Origin of the sequence: Rhizobium sullae, from assembly GCF_025200715.1 — a bacterium.
Taxonomy (GTDB): domain Bacteria; phylum Pseudomonadota; class Alphaproteobacteria; order Rhizobiales; family Rhizobiaceae; genus Rhizobium; species Rhizobium sullae.
In genome coordinates this window covers 1583244-1600914 of record NZ_CP104143.1, presented here as the reverse complement: position 1 = coordinate 1600914, position 17671 = coordinate 1583244, and the positions used below count along the sequence as shown (strand labels likewise).

At 61.0% G+C, this 17671-nt stretch carries 22 protein-coding genes and 1 riboswitch; of the genes, 12 read left to right on the top strand and 10 right to left on the bottom strand.

What is annotated here, in order from left to right; all coding sequences use genetic code 11:
• The first annotated feature begins 9 nt into the window (after positions 1 to 9).
• The 5 genes from N2599_RS08070 (at position 10) to N2599_RS08050 (ending at position 3384) form a co-directional block, all read left to right on the top strand.
• A complete protein-coding gene (locus N2599_RS08070; RefSeq protein WP_260308180.1) occupies positions 10 to 1137 on the top strand; it encodes an S-(hydroxymethyl)glutathione dehydrogenase/class III alcohol dehydrogenase in 1128 nt (375 codons plus the stop codon).
• Positions 1138 to 1172: 35 nt separating this feature from the next.
• Positions 1173 to 1616 (top strand): GNAT family N-acetyltransferase, encoded by a 444-nt coding sequence (locus tag N2599_RS08065; protein WP_084606590.1) that lies wholly within the window; start codon positions 1173 to 1175, stop codon positions 1614 to 1616.
• Complete coding sequence (locus N2599_RS08060; protein WP_027512466.1) at positions 1613 to 2080, top strand: YaiI/YqxD family protein; 468 nt, start codon at positions 1613 to 1615, stop codon at positions 2078 to 2080. Before N2599_RS08065 ends, N2599_RS08060 begins: the two co-directional genes overlap by 4 nt.
• The gene (fghA, locus tag N2599_RS08055; protein ID WP_027512465.1) at positions 2077 to 2910 is read left to right on the top strand and encodes an S-formylglutathione hydrolase; all 834 of its coding nucleotides are present in this window, start codon (positions 2077 to 2079) and stop codon (positions 2908 to 2910) included. Before N2599_RS08060 ends, fghA begins: the two co-directional genes overlap by 4 nt.
• Positions 2911 to 3069: 159 nt before the next feature.
• Complete coding sequence (locus N2599_RS08050; RefSeq protein WP_027512464.1) at positions 3070 to 3384, top strand: DMT family transporter; 315 nt, start codon at positions 3070 to 3072, stop codon at positions 3382 to 3384.
• Positions 3385 to 3420: 36 nt separating this feature from the next.
• Here N2599_RS08050 and N2599_RS08045 read toward each other — a convergent pair whose 3' ends face one another.
• The 7 genes from N2599_RS08045 to crcB all read right to left on the bottom strand — a co-directional run bounded on the left by N2599_RS08045 (position 3421) and on the right by crcB (position 8934).
• Positions 3421 to 3813 carry a DoxX family protein gene (locus N2599_RS08045; RefSeq protein ID WP_027512463.1) on the bottom strand — a complete coding sequence of 131 codons (393 nt, stop codon included), beginning with the start codon at positions 3811 to 3813 and terminating at the stop codon, positions 3421 to 3423.
• Positions 3814 to 3937: 124 nt separating this feature from the next.
• A complete protein-coding gene (locus tag N2599_RS08040; protein WP_027512462.1) occupies positions 3938 to 5470 on the bottom strand; it encodes an acyl-CoA carboxylase subunit beta in 1533 nt (510 codons plus the stop codon).
• Positions 5471 to 5507: 37 nt separating this feature from the next.
• Positions 5508 to 5966, bottom strand: a complete 459-nt coding sequence (locus N2599_RS08035; protein WP_027512461.1) for a hypothetical protein — start codon at positions 5964 to 5966, stop codon at positions 5508 to 5510.
• Between the two features lie 68 nt (positions 5967 to 6034).
• Complete coding sequence (locus N2599_RS08030) at positions 6035 to 6820, bottom strand: ATP12 family chaperone protein (protein WP_027512460.1); 786 nt, start codon at positions 6818 to 6820, stop codon at positions 6035 to 6037.
• A 9-nt stretch (positions 6821 to 6829) separates the two neighbouring features.
• Positions 6830 to 7480, bottom strand: a complete 651-nt coding sequence (locus N2599_RS08025; protein WP_027512459.1) for an HAD-IA family hydrolase — start codon at positions 7478 to 7480, stop codon at positions 6830 to 6832.
• On the bottom strand, positions 7477 to 8469 hold the full coding sequence (locus tag N2599_RS08020; protein ID WP_027512458.1) for an RluA family pseudouridine synthase: 993 nt from the start codon (positions 8467 to 8469) through the stop codon (positions 7477 to 7479). Before N2599_RS08020 ends, N2599_RS08025 begins: the two co-directional genes overlap by 4 nt.
• Before the next feature lie 87 nt (positions 8470 to 8556).
• Complete coding sequence (crcB, locus tag N2599_RS08015) at positions 8557 to 8934, bottom strand: fluoride efflux transporter CrcB (RefSeq protein ID WP_027512457.1); 378 nt, start codon at positions 8932 to 8934, stop codon at positions 8557 to 8559.
• Positions 8935 to 9046: 112 nt separating this feature from the next.
• Here crcB and N2599_RS08010 point away from each other — a divergent pair, with 112 nt between their 5' ends.
• Positions 9047 to 9313: a hypothetical protein gene (locus N2599_RS08010; RefSeq protein ID WP_027512456.1), complete on the top strand. Its 267-nt coding sequence runs from the start codon at positions 9047 to 9049 to the stop codon at positions 9311 to 9313.
• 58 nt (positions 9314 to 9371) lie between these two features.
• On the opposite strand, the gene N2599_RS08005 is transcribed toward N2599_RS08010, so the two are convergent.
• Positions 9372 to 10337: a copper chaperone PCu(A)C domain-containing protein gene (locus tag N2599_RS08005; protein WP_027512455.1), complete on the bottom strand. Its 966-nt coding sequence runs from the start codon at positions 10335 to 10337 to the stop codon at positions 9372 to 9374.
• Between the two features lie 77 nt (positions 10338 to 10414).
• Complete coding sequence (locus N2599_RS08000; protein ID WP_027512454.1) at positions 10415 to 10798, bottom strand: hypothetical protein; 384 nt, start codon at positions 10796 to 10798, stop codon at positions 10415 to 10417.
• Positions 10799 to 10957: 159 nt separating this feature from the next.
• A riboswitch (glycine riboswitch) is annotated at positions 10958 to 11050 on the top strand.
• Between the two features lie 152 nt (positions 11051 to 11202).
• Here N2599_RS08000 and gcvT point away from each other — a divergent pair.
• The 6 genes from gcvT to N2599_RS07970 all read left to right on the top strand — a co-directional run bounded on the left by gcvT (position 11203) and on the right by N2599_RS07970 (position 16943).
• Positions 11203 to 12339, top strand: coding sequence for a glycine cleavage system aminomethyltransferase GcvT (gcvT, locus tag N2599_RS07995; RefSeq protein ID WP_027512452.1), 1137 nt, complete (start codon positions 11203 to 11205; stop codon positions 12337 to 12339).
• Between the two features lie 24 nt (positions 12340 to 12363).
• Positions 12364 to 12726, top strand: coding sequence for a glycine cleavage system protein GcvH (gene gcvH / locus N2599_RS07990; RefSeq protein WP_027512451.1), 363 nt, complete (start codon positions 12364 to 12366; stop codon positions 12724 to 12726).
• Positions 12726 to 15590, top strand: a complete 2865-nt coding sequence (gene gcvP, locus N2599_RS07985) for an aminomethyl-transferring glycine dehydrogenase (protein ID WP_027512450.1) — start codon at positions 12726 to 12728, stop codon at positions 15588 to 15590. The genes gcvH and gcvP overlap by 1 nt, the downstream gene beginning before the upstream one ends.
• A gap of 110 nt (positions 15591 to 15700) precedes the next feature.
• On the top strand, positions 15701 to 15946 hold the full coding sequence (locus N2599_RS07980) for a DUF982 domain-containing protein (RefSeq protein ID WP_027512449.1): 246 nt from the start codon (positions 15701 to 15703) through the stop codon (positions 15944 to 15946).
• Between the two features lie 334 nt (positions 15947 to 16280).
• Positions 16281 to 16526 (top strand): hypothetical protein, encoded by a 246-nt coding sequence (locus tag N2599_RS07975; RefSeq protein ID WP_084606588.1) that lies wholly within the window; start codon positions 16281 to 16283, stop codon positions 16524 to 16526.
• A 141-nt stretch (positions 16527 to 16667) separates the two neighbouring features.
• Positions 16668 to 16943, top strand: coding sequence for a flagellar basal body protein (locus N2599_RS07970; protein WP_027512447.1), 276 nt, complete (start codon positions 16668 to 16670; stop codon positions 16941 to 16943).
• Between the two features lie 17 nt (positions 16944 to 16960).
• On the opposite strand, the gene N2599_RS07965 is transcribed toward N2599_RS07970, so the two are convergent.
• The gene (locus tag N2599_RS07965) at positions 16961 to 17596 is read right to left on the bottom strand and encodes a LysE family translocator (protein ID WP_244915119.1); all 636 of its coding nucleotides are present in this window, start codon (positions 17594 to 17596) and stop codon (positions 16961 to 16963) included.
• Between the last annotated feature and the right edge of the window lie 75 nt (positions 17597 to 17671).

Genomic DNA, 17671 nt, shown 5'->3' with positions numbered 1-17671 from the left:
GATCAGACGATGGACGTTCGCGCCGCCGTAGCCGTTCAGGCTGGAAAACCACTGGAAATTATGACCGTGCAGCTTGAAGGGCCGAAGGCCGGCGAGGTGCTGGTCGAGGTCAAGGCGACGGGCATCTGCCATACCGATGATTTCACCCTGTCGGGCGCCGATCCGGAAGGTCTCTTTCCGGCAATCCTCGGCCACGAGGGCGCCGGCATCGTCGTCGATGTCGGCCCGGGCGTCACTTCGGTCAAGAAGGGTGACCACGTCATCCCGCTCTATACACCGGAATGCCGTGAATGCCCGTCCTGCCTGTCGCGCAAGACCAATCTCTGCACCGCGATCCGTTCCACCCAGGGCCAGGGCCTGATGCCGGACGGCACCTCGCGCTTTTCGATCGGCAAGGACAAGATCCATCACTACATGGGCTGCTCGACCTTTGCCAATTACACGGTGCTGCCGGAGATCGCGCTCGCCAAGGTCAATCCTAACGCCCCCTTTGACAAGATCTGCTACATCGGCTGCGGCGTGACCACCGGCATCGGCGCCGTCATCAACACCGCCAAGGTGGAGATCGGTGCAACGGCCATCGTCTTCGGTCTCGGCGGCATCGGCCTCAACGTCATCCAGGGGCTGAAGCTCGCCGGTGCCGACATGATCATCGGCGTCGATTTGAACAACGGCAAGAAGGAATGGGGCGAGCGCTTCGGCATGACGCATTTCGTCAATCCGAAGGAGGTCGGCGACGATATCGTGCCCTATCTCATCAACATGACAAAGCGCGGCGCCGACCAGATCGGCGGCGCCGACTACACCTTCGACTGCACCGGCAACACCAAGGTGATGCGCCAGGCGCTGGAAGCCAGCCATCGCGGCTGGGGCAAGTCGGTGGTCATCGGGGTTGCCGGCGCCGGCCAGGAGATTTCGACGCGTCCCTTCCAGCTGGTTACCGGCCGCAGCTGGATGGGCACCGCCTTCGGCGGTGCGCGCGGCCGCACCGACGTGCCGAAGATCGTCGACTGGTACATGGAAGGCAAAATCCAGATCGATCCGATGATCACCCATACAATGCCGCTCGAAGACATCAACAAGGGCTTTGAGCTCATGCATTCCGGCGAAAGCATCAGGAGTGTTGTGCTATATTGATACCCGCGGCGAACTATAGAGTCGACGTGCGCGGCATGAACGAGCTTTCCGCGCACGAGCTTTACGACCTCCTGAAGATGCGCGTCGACGTTTTCGTCGTCGAGCAGAATTGCCCTTACCCTGAGCTGGATGGCAAGGATGCTGAAGCGCTGCACTTAAGATTGATGGACGGTGCACAGTTGCTGGCATCAGCGCGCATCCTGAAACCACATCGTCCGGAGGATGCGACACAGATCGGCCGCGTCGTCGTTTCGCCGTCTCATCGGGGCAAACGACTCGGCGAAGCGCTAGTGAAGGAAGCTGTCCTTGCCTGTGAGCGGCTGCTCCCGGCCAATCCGATCGCGCTTTCCGCTCAAGGCCACCTTCGCCGCTTCTATGAGTCCTTCGGATTTGCGGCGACGTCAGAGGAATATCTGGAAGACGGTATTCCTCACATCGACATGATCCGACCTTTGCAGCCAGGAGGAACTGCGTCATGATCTACGTCGATGCCGACGCCTGCCCCGTGAAGTCGGAAATCCTGAAGGTTGCCGAACGCCACGGCCTCGAAGTGACCTTCGTTGCCAATTCAGGGCTCCGGCCCTCACGTGAACCGACGATCCACAACGTTATCGTCTCTAGCGCCTTTGATGCCGCCGACAACTGGATCGCCGAACATGCCGGCGCAGGCGACGTCGTGGTAACCGCAGACGTGCCGCTTGCCGTGCGTTGCGTCGCGACGGGCGCCTTGGTCAGCGGTCCTACCGGGCGCGTTTTCGACGATACGAACATCGGCATGGCGAGCGCCATGCGCGATCTCGGCGCGCACCTCCGGGAGACCGGCGAAAGCAAGGGTTACAATGCCGCCTTCAGCCCGAAGGACCGCTCGCGGTTCCTCGAAACCTTCGACCGGCTCTGCCGTCGCGCCAAGGCGGCAACCCCAGGAACGGGAGATCAAAAATGAACATCATTTCCCAGGCGACTGCCTTCGGCGGCATGCAGGGCGTGTTCTCGGATGGATCCGAAGCCTGCAAATGCGAGATGACCTTCGCGGTCTTTGTGCCGCCGAAGGCCATCACGGAGCCCTGCCCGGTTCTCTGGTATCTTTCCGGCCTCACCTGCACCCATGCCAATGTCATGGAGAAGGGCGAGTACCGCCGCATGGCGGCCGAACTCGGCCTCATCATCGTCTGCCCGGACACGAGCCCGCGCGGAAACGACGTGCCGGATGAGTTGACAAACTGGCAGATGGGCAAAGGTGCTGGCTTCTATCTCGACGCCACCGAAGAGCCATGGGCCGAGAATTACCAGATGTATACTTATATCACCGAAGAGCTCCCTGCACTGATCGGCAAGCAGTTCCGCGCGGATATGAGCCGCCAGGGCATCTTTGGCCATTCTATGGGCGGTCACGGCGCGCTGACGATCGCGTTGAGGAACCCGGACCGCTTCAAGAGCTGCTCGGCCTTCGCGCCGATCGTCGAGCCGTCGACTGCCGATTGGTCGGCACCGGCGTTTGAAAAATATCTTGGGTCGGATCGCGCGGCCTGGCGCAAGTACGACGCAGTTGCCTTGGTAAGCGACGGTGCACGGTTCCCGGAATTTCTCATCGATCAGGGTGAGGCGGACGGCTTCCTAGAAAACGGCCTGAGGCCGTGGCTTTTCGAAGAGGCGGTCAAGGGCACGGATATCAAGCTCACGCTCCGGCTGCATCAGCGCTACGACCACTCTTACTATTTCATCTCCACCTTCATGGATGGTCACCTGAAGTGGCACGCCGAGCGGCTAGGATGACGACGCAGGAGGCGGTTGGCATGGCAGCCATGCCAATTCCGGCCTTGAAACCGGCCGCCGAACCGCGCATATGAAGGTCAACGCAGACGACTGCGGCGCCCGATCCTCTCGGACGCGAAAGTCGCGGGGACGGCCTCGCTCTTGAAAAAGGAGAGTAAGATGGCCTGGTTCCTGCTGTTCCTTGCAGGTCTTTTCGAATGCGGTTGGGCAATCGGTCTGAAATATACCGATGGCTTCACCCGACCCATGCCGACCGTTCTGACAGTCATTTCCATGGTGATCAGCATCGTGCTGCTCGGTCTGGCGGTCAAATCGCTGCCGATCGGCACCGCCTATGCGGTCTGGACCGGCATTGGCACCGTCGGAACAGTGCTGCTCGGTATCTGGCTGCTCAGCGACCCCGTCACAGCAAGCCGCCTCGGCTGCATCGCGCTTATCGTGGCCGGCATTGCCGGGCTGAAATTCACTGCATGACAATGGATGCCGCGGGACGAACCCGCGGCATTTTTCTCAGGCGTTGCGCTTGTCGACCGAAAATGTGCCGGCACCGGCGAAAACCAGGAACAGGAAGACGAAGCAATATAGGATCGCCGATTCGCCCTGGTTGACGGACGGGTAGAAACCCAGCGGTGCATGCGCCATGAAATAGGCAACCGCCATCTCGCCGCTCAGGATGAGCGCGACCGGACGCGTCAGGAAACCGACCAGAATGGCCAGGCCGCCGACGAATTCAAGAAGTGCCGCCACGAGCATGAGCGGCGGAAGTGGGCCGCCCTCTCCTTGCGGAATCGGGAATTCAAACAGCTTCATCGTGCCGTGCTCGATGAAGAGAAGCGCGGTGATGATCCTAAGAGCAGCCAGCGCATAGGGTTGATAGGCGCTGAGGCGTTCGGAAGCGGACATTAAGACTCTCCTTTGAGATAAGACAGTGGAGCGTTAATGTCCTGAACGATTGGAATGAATACACGGATCGCTGACAACCGATCACTTCCTGTTGATTTCGCTTGTTTTTCACCATTCCTGCGCCTCAGAGTGGAATATTGTCGTGCTTCTTCCAGGGGTTCGAGAGATCCTTGTTGCGCAGCATCTTCAGACCGCGCGCCAGGCGGCGGCGCGTCGAATGCGGCATGATCACCTCATCGATATAGCCGCGCTCGGCCGCGACGAAGGGTGATAGGAAGCGGTCTTCGTACATCTTTGTGTGTGCCGCGATCTTTTCCGGATCGGCGATATCCTTGCGGAAGATGATCTCGACTGCCCCTTTCGCACCCATCACGGCGATCTGCGCCGTCGGCCAGGCATAGTTGAGATCGCCGCGCAGATGCTTGGAGGCCATCACGTCGTAAGCCCCGCCGAACGCCTTGCGGGTGATGACCGTCAGCTTCGGCACGGTCGCCTCTGCATAAGCAAAAAGCAGCTTTGCCCCATGCTTGATAAGCCCGCCATATTCCTGCGCCGTGCCCGGCAGAAAGCCCGGAACATCGACGAAGGTGACGATCGGAATATTGAAGCAATCGCAGAAGCGCACGAAACGCGCAGCCTTGCGTGATGCGTCGCTGTCAAGCACGCCGGCAAGAACCATCGGCTGGTTCGCCACAAAGCCGACCGTCGAGCCTTCGATGCGGCCGAAACCGCAGACGATGTTCTTGGCGAAGCTTGCCTGGATCTCGAAGAAGTCGCCTTCGTCCGCAACCTTGTGGATCAGTTCCTTGATGTCATACGGCTTGTTGGTATTGGCCGGGATCAGTGTGTCCAGCGATTTATCCCCATCCGTCACCGACTGGTAGCATTCGATCTCCGGCACCGGCGAGGTATTGGAAAGCGGCAGGAAATCGATGAGGCGGCGGACCTGCAGCAATGTATCGACATCGTTGTCATAGGCGCCGTCGGCGATCGAGGAGCGCGTCGTGTGAACAAAGGCGCCGCCGAGTTCCTCGGAGGTCACCGTTTCGTTGGTGACGGTCTTCACCACATCCGGACCCGTGACGAACATGTAAGACGTGTCGCGCACCATGAAGATGAAATCGGTCATCGCAGGCGAATACACGTCGCCGCCGGCACATGGACCCATGATCACCGAAATCTGCGGAATGACACCGGAGGCGAGCACATTGCGCTGGAAGACCTCGGCATAGCCGCCGAGCGCAGCAACCCCTTCCTGGATGCGTGCGCCGCCGGCATCGTAGATGCCGACGATCGGCGCGCGATTCTTCAGCGCCATATCCTGCACCTTCATGATCTTCTCTGCATGCGCCTCCGAAAGCGAGCCGCCGAACACCGTGAAGTCCTTGGCGAAGACGAAGACAGTCCGACCGTTCACCGTTCCCCAACCCGTGACGACGCCGTCGCCGGCGATACGGGACTTGTCCATGCCGAAATCCGTCGAGCGATGCTCCACGAACATGTCGAACTCCTCAAAGGAACCTTCATCGAGGAAGAGGTCGATCCGTTCCCGCGCCGTCAGCTTGCCGCGCTTGTGCTGCGCTTCGATACGCGTATGGCCGCCGCCCTGCCGGGCGATCTCGCGGCGGCGCTCCAGCTCATCGAGAACTTCCTTCATGAAATCTCCCTTCGCCGCGTGGTCGCGGCATGATTTCTCAGCCGCGGCCGGCGTTGAGCTTGAAGGCCGAACGGATGCGCGCGGCGATATCTTCCGCCAGGATCTGGTCCGCCATGGCCTGTTCGTTGGCAGTGCTGGTCACCACCAACGAACTGACGGCGATGACCGAACCATCGTCGACGGAAGCCGCATCGATATTAATCTTGGCGATATTCCGCTTCTTGTCGAAGCCAGTGGCCTTCTGAAGGGAAGCGATGCGAATCGTCAGCACGACGCGCGGATAGACCTCGGTGCGAACCGTTGCATTGATGGCGGCATTGATCCGGTCGCCGATTCCCGAAAGCAGCTCAGGCGGCGTATTTGGGCCGCCGAGAACGACGGCACTGCGGACATCGTAGGTGGGAGCGGCGGGCTCATCGGAGGTCAGGCCCATGCAGGATGTCAGCAGGGTGGAGACCAGCGCCAGCTGACAAAAAAGCGACCTGAACCAATTCATACTGAAATCCGCACCTCTCCCGCTCGGAGTCGCAGAGTTCGTCATAATGGCTGTCAAAGCAATATGTTTCAGGCCTTTAGCGCCAAAAAAACCTCCGCCGCGGCCTTGAACTCCTCAAAGCGTTTGGCACGGCGCAGTTCAGCCTCCTCGTCGCTGCCCCAATGCTCGATCGTCCAGTCCTCGTCGAGATGAGCAAGCGACCAAACCTCGTCCATGGTTAGATGACGTTCGGCGAACGCAAGCGCCAGAAGGGCCGACCCGGTTAGCGTCGTTATGGTGTGAAGAGAGGCAAGTGCCAGCGCACTGTCGTGTCTCCGCAAAGTGACGCCGAAGGCTGCGACCGCTTCGCGCGGCTGCTCATGATGCATCACGCCTTCGATCAGGATGAAGCGCGCGCCGAGATCATTCGCCACCCAATCGAGAACCGGATCCCACCGCGCGGTCTGGCGCTGCACCAAGAGTTCTGGTCCCTCGGCGCGATAGCAAAGAAGATCGCTCGAGGAAAACCGCAGGATGTCTTCGAAGACGGCCTGCGTGTCGGTCGCGACGCCATCGAGCGCGGTATTGACGAGACGCGTCACGGGCATGGTTGCCGGGTCGATGATTTCCGCCTGTGCATCCCACTCGGCGGCAACGAGGTCAGCCACAGCCCGTCCCGGCACTGCCAGAACCTGTTTGGCGGGCGTGCGCACGACCTTGCCATCGAGCTCGATCGCGAAGCCTTCGTCCCGCTCGGCCACCGACACATTTTTGTAAAAGCGCTTCGGCAGCGGCTTCTTCATCTGGATCTGCGCGCGGCGGATCGGGTCGGGATGGCTCAGACCTTCTGAATGGTCGTTTAGCAGGTCGCGCATGGCGTCACCTCAAAAATGATCAAGCACGTCGTTCGGATGGTGGGCGATGGTATCGGCGCCGGCCGCGATCAGGTCGTCAACGCTGGCATAACCCCAGGATACACCAATTGCCCTTGCACCTGCAGCCTTTGCCATCTGCATATCGTAGATCGCATCGCCGATGACAATGGCATCAGCAGCATTCATGCCCGCTTCGTCGCAGCATTCCCTCACCATCGCCGGATGCGGCTTGGACGGGCAATCGTCAGCCGTGCGCGAGACTATGAAATGCGGCGTCAACCCGTGTGTCTCAAGGACATTGACGAGCCCGCGGCGCGACTTTCCGGTAACGGCGCCGATCAGGATGTCATCCCGTGCGACCAATGTGTCGATCATTGGTTTTATGCCGGCGAAAAGCGGCACATCCATGCCTGCCTCTTGCCTGACGTCCATGTAGATCGACTTGTAGTGCGCCGTCATCGCGATCGCCTCGTCATCGACATGCGGTTTGCCCTGCATGCGGGCAATCGCGATATCGAGCGTCAGGCCGATGATCGATTTGGTGCTGGAAACATCCGGCCGCCGATGACCGAATTGAACGAAAGTTCTAGCCATCACCTCATGGATCAGGGCGGCACTATCGACCAACGTACCGTCGCAATCGAAGAGAATAAGCTTCATTCGTCATCCCTCTCCGCGCCGGCAAGATCAAGGCCGAGAAGGTTCCACGTCTGCACCATATGCGGTGGCAGCGGAGCAGTGATGCGCAGACGTCCCCCGGAGGGGTGCGGAATATCGATATGACGGGCATGCAGGTGCAGCCGCTTCTGGATACCGCCGGGAAAATCCCAGTTGGGATCGTCGATGAAGTACTTCGGATCGCCGATGATTGGATGACCGATATGCAGCGCATGAACGCGCAGCTGATGGGTCCGGCCGGTGTATGGCTCCATCTCGAGCCAGGCTAGGTTCTGCGCAGCAGTCTCAATCACACGGTAGTAGGATACGGCGTGATCCGCACCCTCCTCGCCATGCTTGGCAATGCGCATGCGGTCGCCGTCGGCGGTCGCTTCCTTGACGAGCCAGGTGGAGATTTTGTCTTCGTGCTTGCGCGGCACGCCCCTCACCAGCGACCAATATGTCTTCTTGGTGTCGCGCTCGCGAAAGGCAGCCGTCAACTTCTGCGCCGCACCACGGGTGCGGGCGATAACGAGCACGCCCGACGTATCGCGGTCCAGCCGGTGCACGAGCCGCGGCTTCTCGCCCTTGGGGCTTGTCCAGGCATCCAGCATCTGGTCGATATGCCGGGTCAGGCCGGAACCGCCCTGCACGGCAAGTCCGGCAGGCTTGTTGAGCACGATCACCTTGTCGTCCTCGTGCAGCACCATTCGCTGAAGAAGTTCGTAGTCGCTGGAATGCTTCAAGTCCTTCCCGGCGATCGGACCGCTCTTGACCTTCGCATCGACATCGAGCGGCGGTACGCGAACCGTTTGGCCCGGCTGCACGCGCGCATCGGTCTTCACGCGTCCACCGTCGACACGGACCTGGCCCGAGCGCAACAGCTTCTGCAGAGGACCGAAGCCGAGGCCCGGATAGTGGACCTTGAACCACCGATCGAGCCGCATGCCCGCCTCATCGGCTTCCACCTTGATATGTTCTATTCCGGCCATTCTTGTTCTTTCGGAAAATCGTGAGCGCGCCACGCGCGGCTGTTGCCGGTGGCTTTAGAGCATTTTTCTCTGCGCGGAAACTGCCTTTCAGATCAAAGCGCGCACGACGGCGAGGCCGACCATGACAGAGGCCATCGAAAGCCCGACGCTTGCGGCGACATAAAGCCCGCCGGCCACTGTCTCGCCCCGCTCGAAGAGGGAGATCGCATCCAGTGAAAAAGCGGAAAAGGTCGTAAAGCCGCCGAGGAAACCGGTGATGAGCAGAAGGCGCATCTCCACGGAGGCGTTGAACCGGCGTGCGATCATTTCGGCAAAAACGCCAATGGCGAAACAGCCAACGACATTGACGATCAGCGTGCCCCAAGGGAAGCTCGGCCCCATGAGCCGCAGCGACCATTGGCCTACGTAATATCTCAGAAGCGAACCAATAGCGCCACCGGCGCCGACAAGAAGAGCTTGGATCATAGTTTGGCCTACCTGACGAATTCCAATCGGATGGCTAAAAATCTTACCATTCAGTAAAACACGAATGATTTCCTTAGCCGGTTACAAACCGGCGGCCTGTACCAAGCGTCTTATGACACAGGTCGTTACCATATCCGCGAGCACGGCCGCCACCGCTTTCGAAACGCTGAGGATTGCTCCCCGCGTCCCGGCGAGCATGGTGGCAAAGGATGCGCGCCGGATCGCCGATCGTCAGCTAAAGGGTCGAAGCGGCCAGGAGCTGAACGAAACGGCAAGCATCATCCAGTCTACCGAAGTGGCGCTCGACCTGATGACCAAAGGCAACAAGCAGCCGCAGGCAGGATTGCAGCAGGCATTGAAATCCTACGAGGATTTTTGAACTTCCCACCTCTGGAAAGTAAAAGGCCCGCGACGACCGCCGCGAGCCTATTGCCAAATTATTTGCCTTGTGCCGAGAGGACCTTCAAGGTCACATTGATCTTGCCCGCCTTCTCAAAGGTTAGCGTCGCCGGCACGCTCTCACCCTGCTTGAAAGGCGCTTTCACTTTCTGGAACATCAGATGCAGGCCGCCAGGCGCTAGCTTCACCGTCCCGCCTGCCGGCACGGCAATCCCATCCTTCAGCTCTCGCATCTTCATCACGTTGTCCTGCATCCCCATTTCATGCATCTGAACTTCGCCCGCAGCCGGCGAGGAAACGGCGACGAGCTTGTCGTCGGTCTTGCCGTTATTCTTGATGGTAAGAAAACCGCCACCGACCGGCTGGCCAGGCAGCATTGCTTTCGCAAAGGCGCCGGAGACTTCGAGATCGCCGAGCGTTGCGGTTTCAGCTGCTGCGGCATTCATGTCCATCCCGGCCATGTCGCCATGGTCGTGACCGTTGCCGCCGCCGGCAACGACCGTCAGCACCGGCGCCGGGCTCTTGAGCTTATGGTGATCGCCGCCGCCGGTTGCGACCTGGTCCCATGCCTCGACTGCATCGCCGCAAAGCTGCTTCACGGGAAAGGCCAGCGACGTTCCTGCTTCCACGCCCGAGACCTTACCCTGGATCACGAAGGTGTCGTAGAAGTCGTCGGAGAGATTGCCGCCTTTCCAGCGGATCTCGATCGCGCCGGATTTCACATTGGAGCCGTGATTGTCGTAGGTCTTCTGATAGTCGCCCTTGATCACCTCCAACTCCCAGCCGGCCTTCGGCTGCGGCTTGGCAAAGACGAAGCCCTCCGGCAGCCTCACCTGCACTTCGTTGGTCGGCTTGCCGTCGCAGCCATGCGGTAGCTGCAGTGTTGCGAGGATCGTCTTTTCCTGTGGGGCTTCGGGATCAAGAAAGGTGACATGCGCCTGCGTTGCCGTGAATGCGGCTGCGGAAACCAGAGCTGCAGCGCTGAGTGTCTTGATGGTCTTCATCGGGTATCTCCTCGTCGGTTGCGCTCGCAATGGCTGGCGCACCGGCATCATAGTGTCGTTTTCGGTGTGGCTGGAGATCAGGCCAAAACCGGAGGCGCCCTGGATTTCGGACGTTCGACGGCTTGCACCCCGATGGGGGTGTCCGCATGAACCGGCGGGTTGTGCAGCGTGGCGAATTCAAGATGCAGCCAGGAGCCGGCATCCGGCACCGGCAGGATAACGGAGGCGGAGAGCCGGCAGACTTCGCAACCCGGCTTCTGCGGGACCGTCCTGTCGCCGCTGTCCGTAACGTTCACGCAAAGCGAGGCGTAGGTGCCATCCGGCAGGACGTATGCGGCGCTGTTATAGTCCGCGTCAGCCGCGGCCGCCTGCGGCGCCTGATGCGCAAGGCCAAGCATAAGCAAGCTCAGCGCGCAGAGAATGCGCGTCAGCATGCCAGCGTTTCGGCCTGTCTTCATCATCTGGATCCTCTTTAGCGGATTTCGCGATTAAGCACTTTATCCGGGAAAAGCAAAAGCTCATTTGACGCAGATCACACTTTGCCGAAGGACGGCGCGACAAAAATTTGTTCGGCGGCGACATTCCCCCTTGCCAAGTGCCTGCTCCGCCGGATAATTGCCGCAACCTTGTTGGGAGAATCCGGTCTGCGGACGACCGGTGCCGAAGGAGCAACCGCCCCGGAAACTCTCAGGCCAAAGGACCAGCAAGGGGCAGACGGAACTCTGGAGAGAAGCGTTCTCGAAACGCTCGCCGAAGGGATAACAATCTCAGGCAAACGGACAGAGGGGGCTCGGAAGGAAGGCGTAGCTGCGCCTTCAGATTGAGCCCGCGCATGGGATTCCACGCGCAAACCCCGGAGGCGTCGTTGGACGATACTGCTGCCCTCAAGAATACTCCGCTACACGCGCTGCATCTTTTGCTCGGCGCTCGCATGGTGCCCTTCGCAGGCTACGATATGCCCGTGCAATATCCGGCCGGCGTCCTGAAGGAACACCTGCAGACGCGCGCCGCCGCCGGCCTGTTCGACGTTTCCCATATGGGCCAGGTCATCGTGAAGGCGAAGTCGGGCAAGTATGAGGATGTGGCCCTTGCGCTCGAAAGCCTCGTCCCGGTCGATATCCTCGGTCTCGCCGAAGGACGCCAGCGCTACGGCTTCTTTACCGATGAGAACGGCGGCATCCTCGATGACCTGATGATCGCCCATCTCGACGACCATCTCTTCGTCGTCGTCAACGCCGCCTGCAAGGAAGCCGATGTCGCGCATATGCAGAAGCATATCGGTGACCGCTGTGACATCACCCTGCTCGACCGCGCGCTGGTCGCGCTGCAAGGTCCTCGCGCCGTCGACGTGCTGGCCGAACTCTGGGCCGACGTCGCGGCGATGAAATTCATGGACGTGCGTCACTGCCGCTTGCACGACGTCTCCTGTCTCGTCTCCCGCTCGGGTTATAGCGGCGAGGACGGTTACGAAATCTCCATTCCGGCCGACAAGGCGGAGGACGTCGCCAAGCGGTTGCTCGAACATCCCGATGCGCAACCGATCGGCCTCGGCGCCCGCGATTCGCTTCGCCTGGAGGCGGGCCTCTGCCTCTACGGCAACGACATCGACACCACCACGACGCCGGTCGAGGCGGCGCTCGAATGGGCCATGCAGAAGACTCGCAGGACGGGCGGAGCGCGTGCCGGAGGCTTCCCCGGCGCGGAACGCATCCTCCGCGAGCTCGACAACGGCGCCACGCGCCGCCGCGTCGGCCTGAAGCCGGAAGGCAAGGCGCCGGTGCGCGGCCATTCCAAGCTCTATGCTGATGCCGAAGGCAGGACCGAGATCGGCGAGGTTACGTCGGGCGGCTTCGGCCCGAGCGTCGATGGCCCGGTTGCCATCGGCTACGTGCCTGTCTCCCATGCTTCCGTTGGAACCCAAATCTACGCTGAGGTGCGCGGCAAGTACCTGCCTGTGACAGTCAGCGCCATGCCCTTCATCACGCCGACCTACAAACGCTAAGACTTTTCCAGAGAGGAACAAACCATGCTGAAATTTACCGAAGAACATGAGTGGCTGAAGATCGAAGGCGGCGTGGCGACGGTTGGCATCACGAATTACGCCGTCGAGCAGCTCGGCGACCTCGTTTTCGTCGAGTTGCCGGAAGTGGGCGCGAGCTTTTCCAAGAATGACGATGCCGCCACCGTCGAGTCCGTGAAGGCTGCCTCGGAAGTCTATTGTCCGCTCGATGGCGAGATCACCGAAGTCAACGAAGCAATCACCGCCGACCCGTCGCTGGTCAATTCGGACCCGCAGGGCGCCGGCTGGTTCTTCAAGTTGAAGCTCAAGAACCCGGCCGATGCCGATGGCCTGCTTGACGAAGCGGCCTACAAGGAGCTCACCGCGTAATGACGACGCCGACAGAATTCCAGTTTACCGACTACCAGCCCTACGACTTCGCCAACCGCCGCCATATCGGCCCCTCGCCGGCCGAGATGGAGGAGATGCTGAAGGTCGTCGGCTACAACAGCCTCGACAGCCTGATCGACGCAACCGTACCGCCCGCGATCCGCCAGAAGGCGCCGCTCGTCTGGGGTGCGCCGATGACAGAGCGCGAGGCGCTCGACAAACTCCGCGAAACAGCCAACAAGAACAAGGTGCTCGTTTCGCTGATCGGCCAGGGCTACTACGGCACGATCACGCCGCCGGTCATCCAGCGCACCATCCTGGAGAATCCCGCCTGGTACACCGCCTACACGCCCTACCAGCCGGAAATCAGCCAGGGCCGCCTGGAAGCGCTGCTGAACTACCAGACGATGATCTGCGACCTGACCGGCCTCGACGTCGCCAACGCTTCGCTTCTCGACGAAGCGACCGCTGCCGCCGAAGGCATGGCCATGGCCGAGCGCGTCTCGAAGTCGAAGGCCAAGGCCTTCTTCGTCGACGCCGCCTGCCACCCGCAAACGATCGCGCTCATCCAGACCCGCGCCGAGCCGCTCGGCTGGACCGTCATCGTCGGCGATCCCTTCAAGGATCTCGATCCAGTGGACGTCTTCGGCGCGATCTTCCAGTATCCCGGCACGCACGGCCATGTGCATGATTTCACCGGCCTGATCTCCCGCCTGCATCAGACTGGCGCGATTGCCATCGTCGCCGCCGATATCCTCGCGCTGACGCTTCTGAAGTCGCCGGGCGAAATGGGTGCGGACATCGCGATCGGCTCGTCGCAACGCTTCGGTGTCCCGGTCGGCTACGGCGGCCCGCATGCGGCCTATATGTCGGTCAAGGATGCGCACAAGCGTTCGATGCCCGGCCGCCTCGTCGGCGTGTCCGTCGATGCCCGCGGCAACCGCGCCTACCGCCTGTCACTGCAGACCCGCGAACAGCATATCCGCCGCGAAAAAGCGACGTCGAACATCTGCACCGCGCAGGTGCTGCTCGCCGTCATGGCGTCGATGTATGCGGTCTTCCACGGTCCGAAGGGCATCAAGGCGATCGCCCAGCAGGTTCACCAGAAGGCCGTGCTGATGGCCAAGGGCCTTGAGAAGCTTGGTTACAAGATAGAGCCGGAAACCTTCTTCGACACGGTCACCGTCGATGTCGGCCACATGCAGGGCCTCATCCTGGGCGCCGCTGTCGCCGAAGGCGTCAACCTGCGCAAGGTCGGCACGACGAAGATCGGCATTAGCCTCGACGAGCGCACCCGTCCGGCGACGCTTGAAGCCGTCTGGCGCGCCTTCGGCGGCAACTTCGCCGTTGGTGACTTCGAGCCCGGTTATCGCCTGCCGAAGGATCTGCTGCGCACCAGCGATTATTTGACGCATCCGATCTTCCACATGAACCGCGCGGAAAGCGAAATGACCCGCTACATCCGCCGGCTCTCGGATCGTGACCTTGCGCTCGACCGCGCGATGATCCCGCTCGGCTCCTGCACCATGAAGCTGAACGCCACGGCGGAAATGCTGCCGATCACCTGGCCGGAATTTTCGGACATCCATCCTTACGTGCCGGCCGATCAGGCGCTCGGCTACCGCGAAATGATTGACGACCTGACGGAAAAACTTTGTGCGGTCACCGGTTACGACGCCTTTTCCATGCAGCCGAATTCCGGCGCACAGGGCGAATATGCCGGCTTGCTTACGATCCGCAACTACCACATCGCCAACGGCAACGGCCATCGCGACGTCTGCCTGATCCCGACCTCGGCGCACGGCACGAACCCCGCCTCGGCGCAGATGGCCGGCATGAAGGTAGTCGTCGTCAAGGTTCGCGGAAACGGCGACATCGACATGGACGACTTCCGCGCCAAAGCGGAAGAGCATTCGGCAAACCTCTCCTGCTGCATGATCACCTACCCGTCGACGCATGGCGTGTTCGAGGAGACGGTAAAAGAGATCTGCGATCTCGTGCACAAGCACGGCGGCCAAGTCTATCTCGACGGCGCCAACATGAACGCAATGGTCGGCCTATCCCGCCCCGGCGACATTGGCTCCGACGTGTCGCACCTTAACCTGCACAAGACCTTCTGCATCCCTCATGGCGGCGGCGGTCCGGGCATGGGCCCAATCGGCGTCAAGTCGCATCTGGCGCCTCACCTGCCCGGCCATCCGGAAACCGACGGCCGCTCCGGCGCGGTTTCCGCTGCGGCCTTTGGGTCGGCCTCAATCCTGCCGATCTCGTGGAGCTACTGCCTGATGATGGGGGGCGAAGGCCTGACGCAGGCAACCAAGGTCGCGATACTCAATGCCAACTATATCGCCGCCCGCCTGAAGGACGCCTACGGCGTGCTCTACAAGTCCGAGAGCGGCCGCGTCGCGCATGAATGCATCATCGACACGCGTCCGCTGGCCGATAGCGCCGGCGTCACCGTCGATGACGTTGCCAAGCGCCTGATCGATTGCGGCTTCCATGCACCGACCATGAGCTGGCCGGTCGCCGGCACGCTGATGATAGAACCGACCGAGTCCGAAACCAAGGCCGAACTCGACCGCTTCTGCGAGGCGATGCTGGCCATCCGCGAGGAGGCCCGCGCCATCGAGGAAGGCCGCATGGACAAGCTCAACAATCCGCTGAAGAACGCCCCGCACACGGTGGAAGACCTCGTCGGCGAATGGGACCGCCCCTACTCTCGCGAACAGGCCTGCTTCCCCCCGGGCGCCTTCCGCGTTGACAAATACTGGTCCCCGGTCAACCGCGTCGACAATGTGTATGGGGACAGGAACCTGATCTGCACCTGCCCGCCGGTGGAGAGCTATGCGGAGGCGGCGGAATAACACGCCCTCACGGCCCCTCCCCCTCGTGGGGAGGGTTTTCCGCCTCACTCTCCCAACCCGACGATGAAAAAAGGTCACGCCCGATGCCGAAAGACCAGAGCGAAGCCAGAATGCAAGCGCCCTGGTCGAAACCGGTGCTGCTCGCCCTCGAAGAACCAGGTCAATACATGACCATATCGACCACGCAGGCCGCCTCCTGGGCGCTGATCGAGGACTGGCCAATCGAAGACGGCCCCGCCCTCGATCGTGCTCTGCTGATCTGCGCCGACGTCATAAAGGGCAAGCGCACCAACGAAGAGGCGCGGAAGGCCTTCATCGATGCCGCGATCGAGGCTGGCATCGACATTCAAGGCTGATCGACGCTACCAGATTTTGCTTACCGCGGCGGGCCTCCCAAGCGACGCTTTGCGAACGACCTCAGGCCATCGGGCCGCCCAGCCGCCCTATGGCGAAAGGATGGATCTGATCGCCGGGCTCCCTCGGGAGGATTCCGATCCGTTGAACAAGCAGGGCATCGATAGCCGCAGCCGTCTGGATTTCGATATCTGTAGCCAAGATCGGACCACGGCTGACCATCCGAGGTTTCGTCTTTTAGTTTCAGCCCCTTTTATTGTTCCATTGCGCTACGGTTCTGTCCAAACGTGCAGCCTCAGCAGAAAGTTTGAATGAGCGACATCGTCGAATAAAGCGTTGTCAATCGAACCATATCGCAGGCTCGATCGCTTGCTGCCCATGATAGGCGACCGCCGCCTGCCCTCGCCGCTGGACGCTATTCAACCCGATCACTGGCTTTGCGAATATACAGCCGATCTGACGAACCTTCTCCATGTCCTCGGCCGGTTGGTCCGGCTGGAGCCTCGCCAGGCCGATCTGCCGCCTGAAGAGGCCTCCCAGTATCGAACGGCGTTCCAGGCTCAGATCGCGCGCTTGAACTGAGGCGACCACCGTTTTTCAGCTTCCGTGCCATTTCCGGACGCCCTGCTCGCCTTGCTGCGCTTACTGTTAACGAAACGCGTTCAGTTTTCCCTAAAATCTCTTCTGTATAGCGGCTTCTATGGAGACGTGAGGAAACGGCTGATGAATGTATCGAGCGTCATGAACACCGCTCTTTCGGGCATGCGCACCCAGACCAGCAAGGTCAGCGCGATTGCCAGCAACGTGGCGAACATCAGCACGCCCGGCGATAGCCGCGTCGATCCCGATACGCTGACTGCCAATGAAGGCCAAAGTGTCGATCCGCTCATGGAACTGACGAGCCTGATCCAGGCCGAGCAAAGCTTCAAGGCGAACGCCGTCGTTTTCGAGGCCGGCGCCGACATGTGGGAATTGCTGATGAGCATCAAGCGCGACTGACTTACCCGCGCAACTCTCTATGCAAGCAGCAGCCGCGCTGCAAAGCCGAGAACGACGGTCCCGAAGGCGATGATCAGCCCGCCAGAAATGCGGCGGATTAGCAGCGTGAGATCGCTTGAAATCCTGTCGCGGGCGAGATTGACCGCCGCGCTCAACGCCGTCCACCAGGCCATTGCACCGAAAAACACGCCGATGACGATCGCCGCGACTTCCGTCACCGTATTGCCGTCGACCAGACCAAGCCCCGCAAAGAGGCCTCCGAACGAAAGAAGCGCGCCGGGGTTCGAAATCGCCAGCAGGAAGGTCGAGGCGATCTTGCCGAAGAGATCGCGGGCGCCGACCTCCACGGCACCGGCAGGCGGGGTCACAAGATCGCGGATGCCGAGAAAGATGAGAAGCGCACCGCCGGCTGCCGCAATCGGCAGTGAATAATCGTCGACGGTGTGCGAGACCATTGCGAGACCGGCGGCCGCCACCAGTGCGTAGCACGCATCGCCAAGCGCCGCCCCAATACCGATGGCTGCACCCGATCGGAAACCACGATGAAGGCTGCGGTTGATGCAGAGCGTCGCGATCGGCCCCGGCGGCGCGGTGACGATGAGACCAAGAAGAGCGCCTTTGGCAAAGAGTAGAAGCAGCGTTTCGATGATCATACGGTAGAAACTGTTTCGCTGCCTGAAAGGGACAAATCAAAATAACAAAGCCGCCATCGCTGGCGGCTTCGATTG

What these genes read in the sequence shown, in the direction of transcription:
- N2599_RS08070 (WP_260308180.1), top strand. Translation starts at nt 10, where the DNA reads ATGGACGTTCGCGCCGCCGTAGCCGTTCAGGCTGGAAAACCACTGGAA.
- N2599_RS08065 (WP_084606590.1), top strand. Translation starts at nt 1,173, where the DNA reads ATGAACGAGCTTTCCGCGCACGAGCTTTACGACCTCCTGAAGATGCGC.
- N2599_RS08060 (WP_027512466.1), top strand. Translation starts at nt 1,613, where the DNA reads ATGATCTACGTCGATGCCGACGCCTGCCCCGTGAAGTCGGAAATCCTG.
- fghA (WP_027512465.1), top strand. Translation starts at nt 2,077, where the DNA reads ATGAACATCATTTCCCAGGCGACTGCCTTCGGCGGCATGCAGGGCGTG.
- N2599_RS08050 (WP_027512464.1), top strand. Translation starts at nt 3,070, where the DNA reads ATGGCCTGGTTCCTGCTGTTCCTTGCAGGTCTTTTCGAATGCGGTTGG.
- N2599_RS08045 (WP_027512463.1), bottom strand. Translation starts at nt 3,813, where the DNA reads ATGTCCGCTTCCGAACGCCTCAGCGCCTATCAACCCTATGCGCTGGCT.
- N2599_RS08040 (WP_027512462.1), bottom strand. Translation starts at nt 5,470, where the DNA reads ATGAAGGAAGTTCTCGATGAGCTGGAGCGCCGCCGCGAGATCGCCCGG.
- N2599_RS08035 (WP_027512461.1), bottom strand. Translation starts at nt 5,966, where the DNA reads ATGAATTGGTTCAGGTCGCTTTTTTGTCAGCTGGCGCTGGTCTCCACC.
- N2599_RS08030 (WP_027512460.1), bottom strand. Translation starts at nt 6,820, where the DNA reads ATGCGCGACCTGCTAAACGACCATTCAGAAGGTCTGAGCCATCCCGAC.
- N2599_RS08025 (WP_027512459.1), bottom strand. Translation starts at nt 7,480, where the DNA reads ATGAAGCTTATTCTCTTCGATTGCGACGGTACGTTGGTCGATAGTGCC.
- N2599_RS08020 (WP_027512458.1), bottom strand. Translation starts at nt 8,469, where the DNA reads ATGGCCGGAATAGAACATATCAAGGTGGAAGCCGATGAGGCGGGCATG.
- crcB (WP_027512457.1), bottom strand. Translation starts at nt 8,934, where the DNA reads ATGATCCAAGCTCTTCTTGTCGGCGCCGGTGGCGCTATTGGTTCGCTT.
- N2599_RS08010 (WP_027512456.1), top strand. Translation starts at nt 9,047, where the DNA reads ATGACACAGGTCGTTACCATATCCGCGAGCACGGCCGCCACCGCTTTC.
- N2599_RS08005 (WP_027512455.1), bottom strand. Translation starts at nt 10,337, where the DNA reads ATGAAGACCATCAAGACACTCAGCGCTGCAGCTCTGGTTTCCGCAGCC.
- N2599_RS08000 (WP_027512454.1), bottom strand. Translation starts at nt 10,798, where the DNA reads ATGATGAAGACAGGCCGAAACGCTGGCATGCTGACGCGCATTCTCTGC.
- gcvH (WP_027512451.1), top strand. Translation starts at nt 12,364, where the DNA reads ATGCTGAAATTTACCGAAGAACATGAGTGGCTGAAGATCGAAGGCGGC.
- gcvP (WP_027512450.1), top strand. Translation starts at nt 12,726, where the DNA reads ATGACGACGCCGACAGAATTCCAGTTTACCGACTACCAGCCCTACGAC.
- N2599_RS07980 (WP_027512449.1), top strand. Translation starts at nt 15,701, where the DNA reads ATGCAAGCGCCCTGGTCGAAACCGGTGCTGCTCGCCCTCGAAGAACCA.
- N2599_RS07970 (WP_027512447.1), top strand. Translation starts at nt 16,668, where the DNA reads ATGAATGTATCGAGCGTCATGAACACCGCTCTTTCGGGCATGCGCACC.
- N2599_RS07965 (WP_244915119.1), bottom strand. Translation starts at nt 17,596, where the DNA reads ATGATCATCGAAACGCTGCTTCTACTCTTTGCCAAAGGCGCTCTTCTT.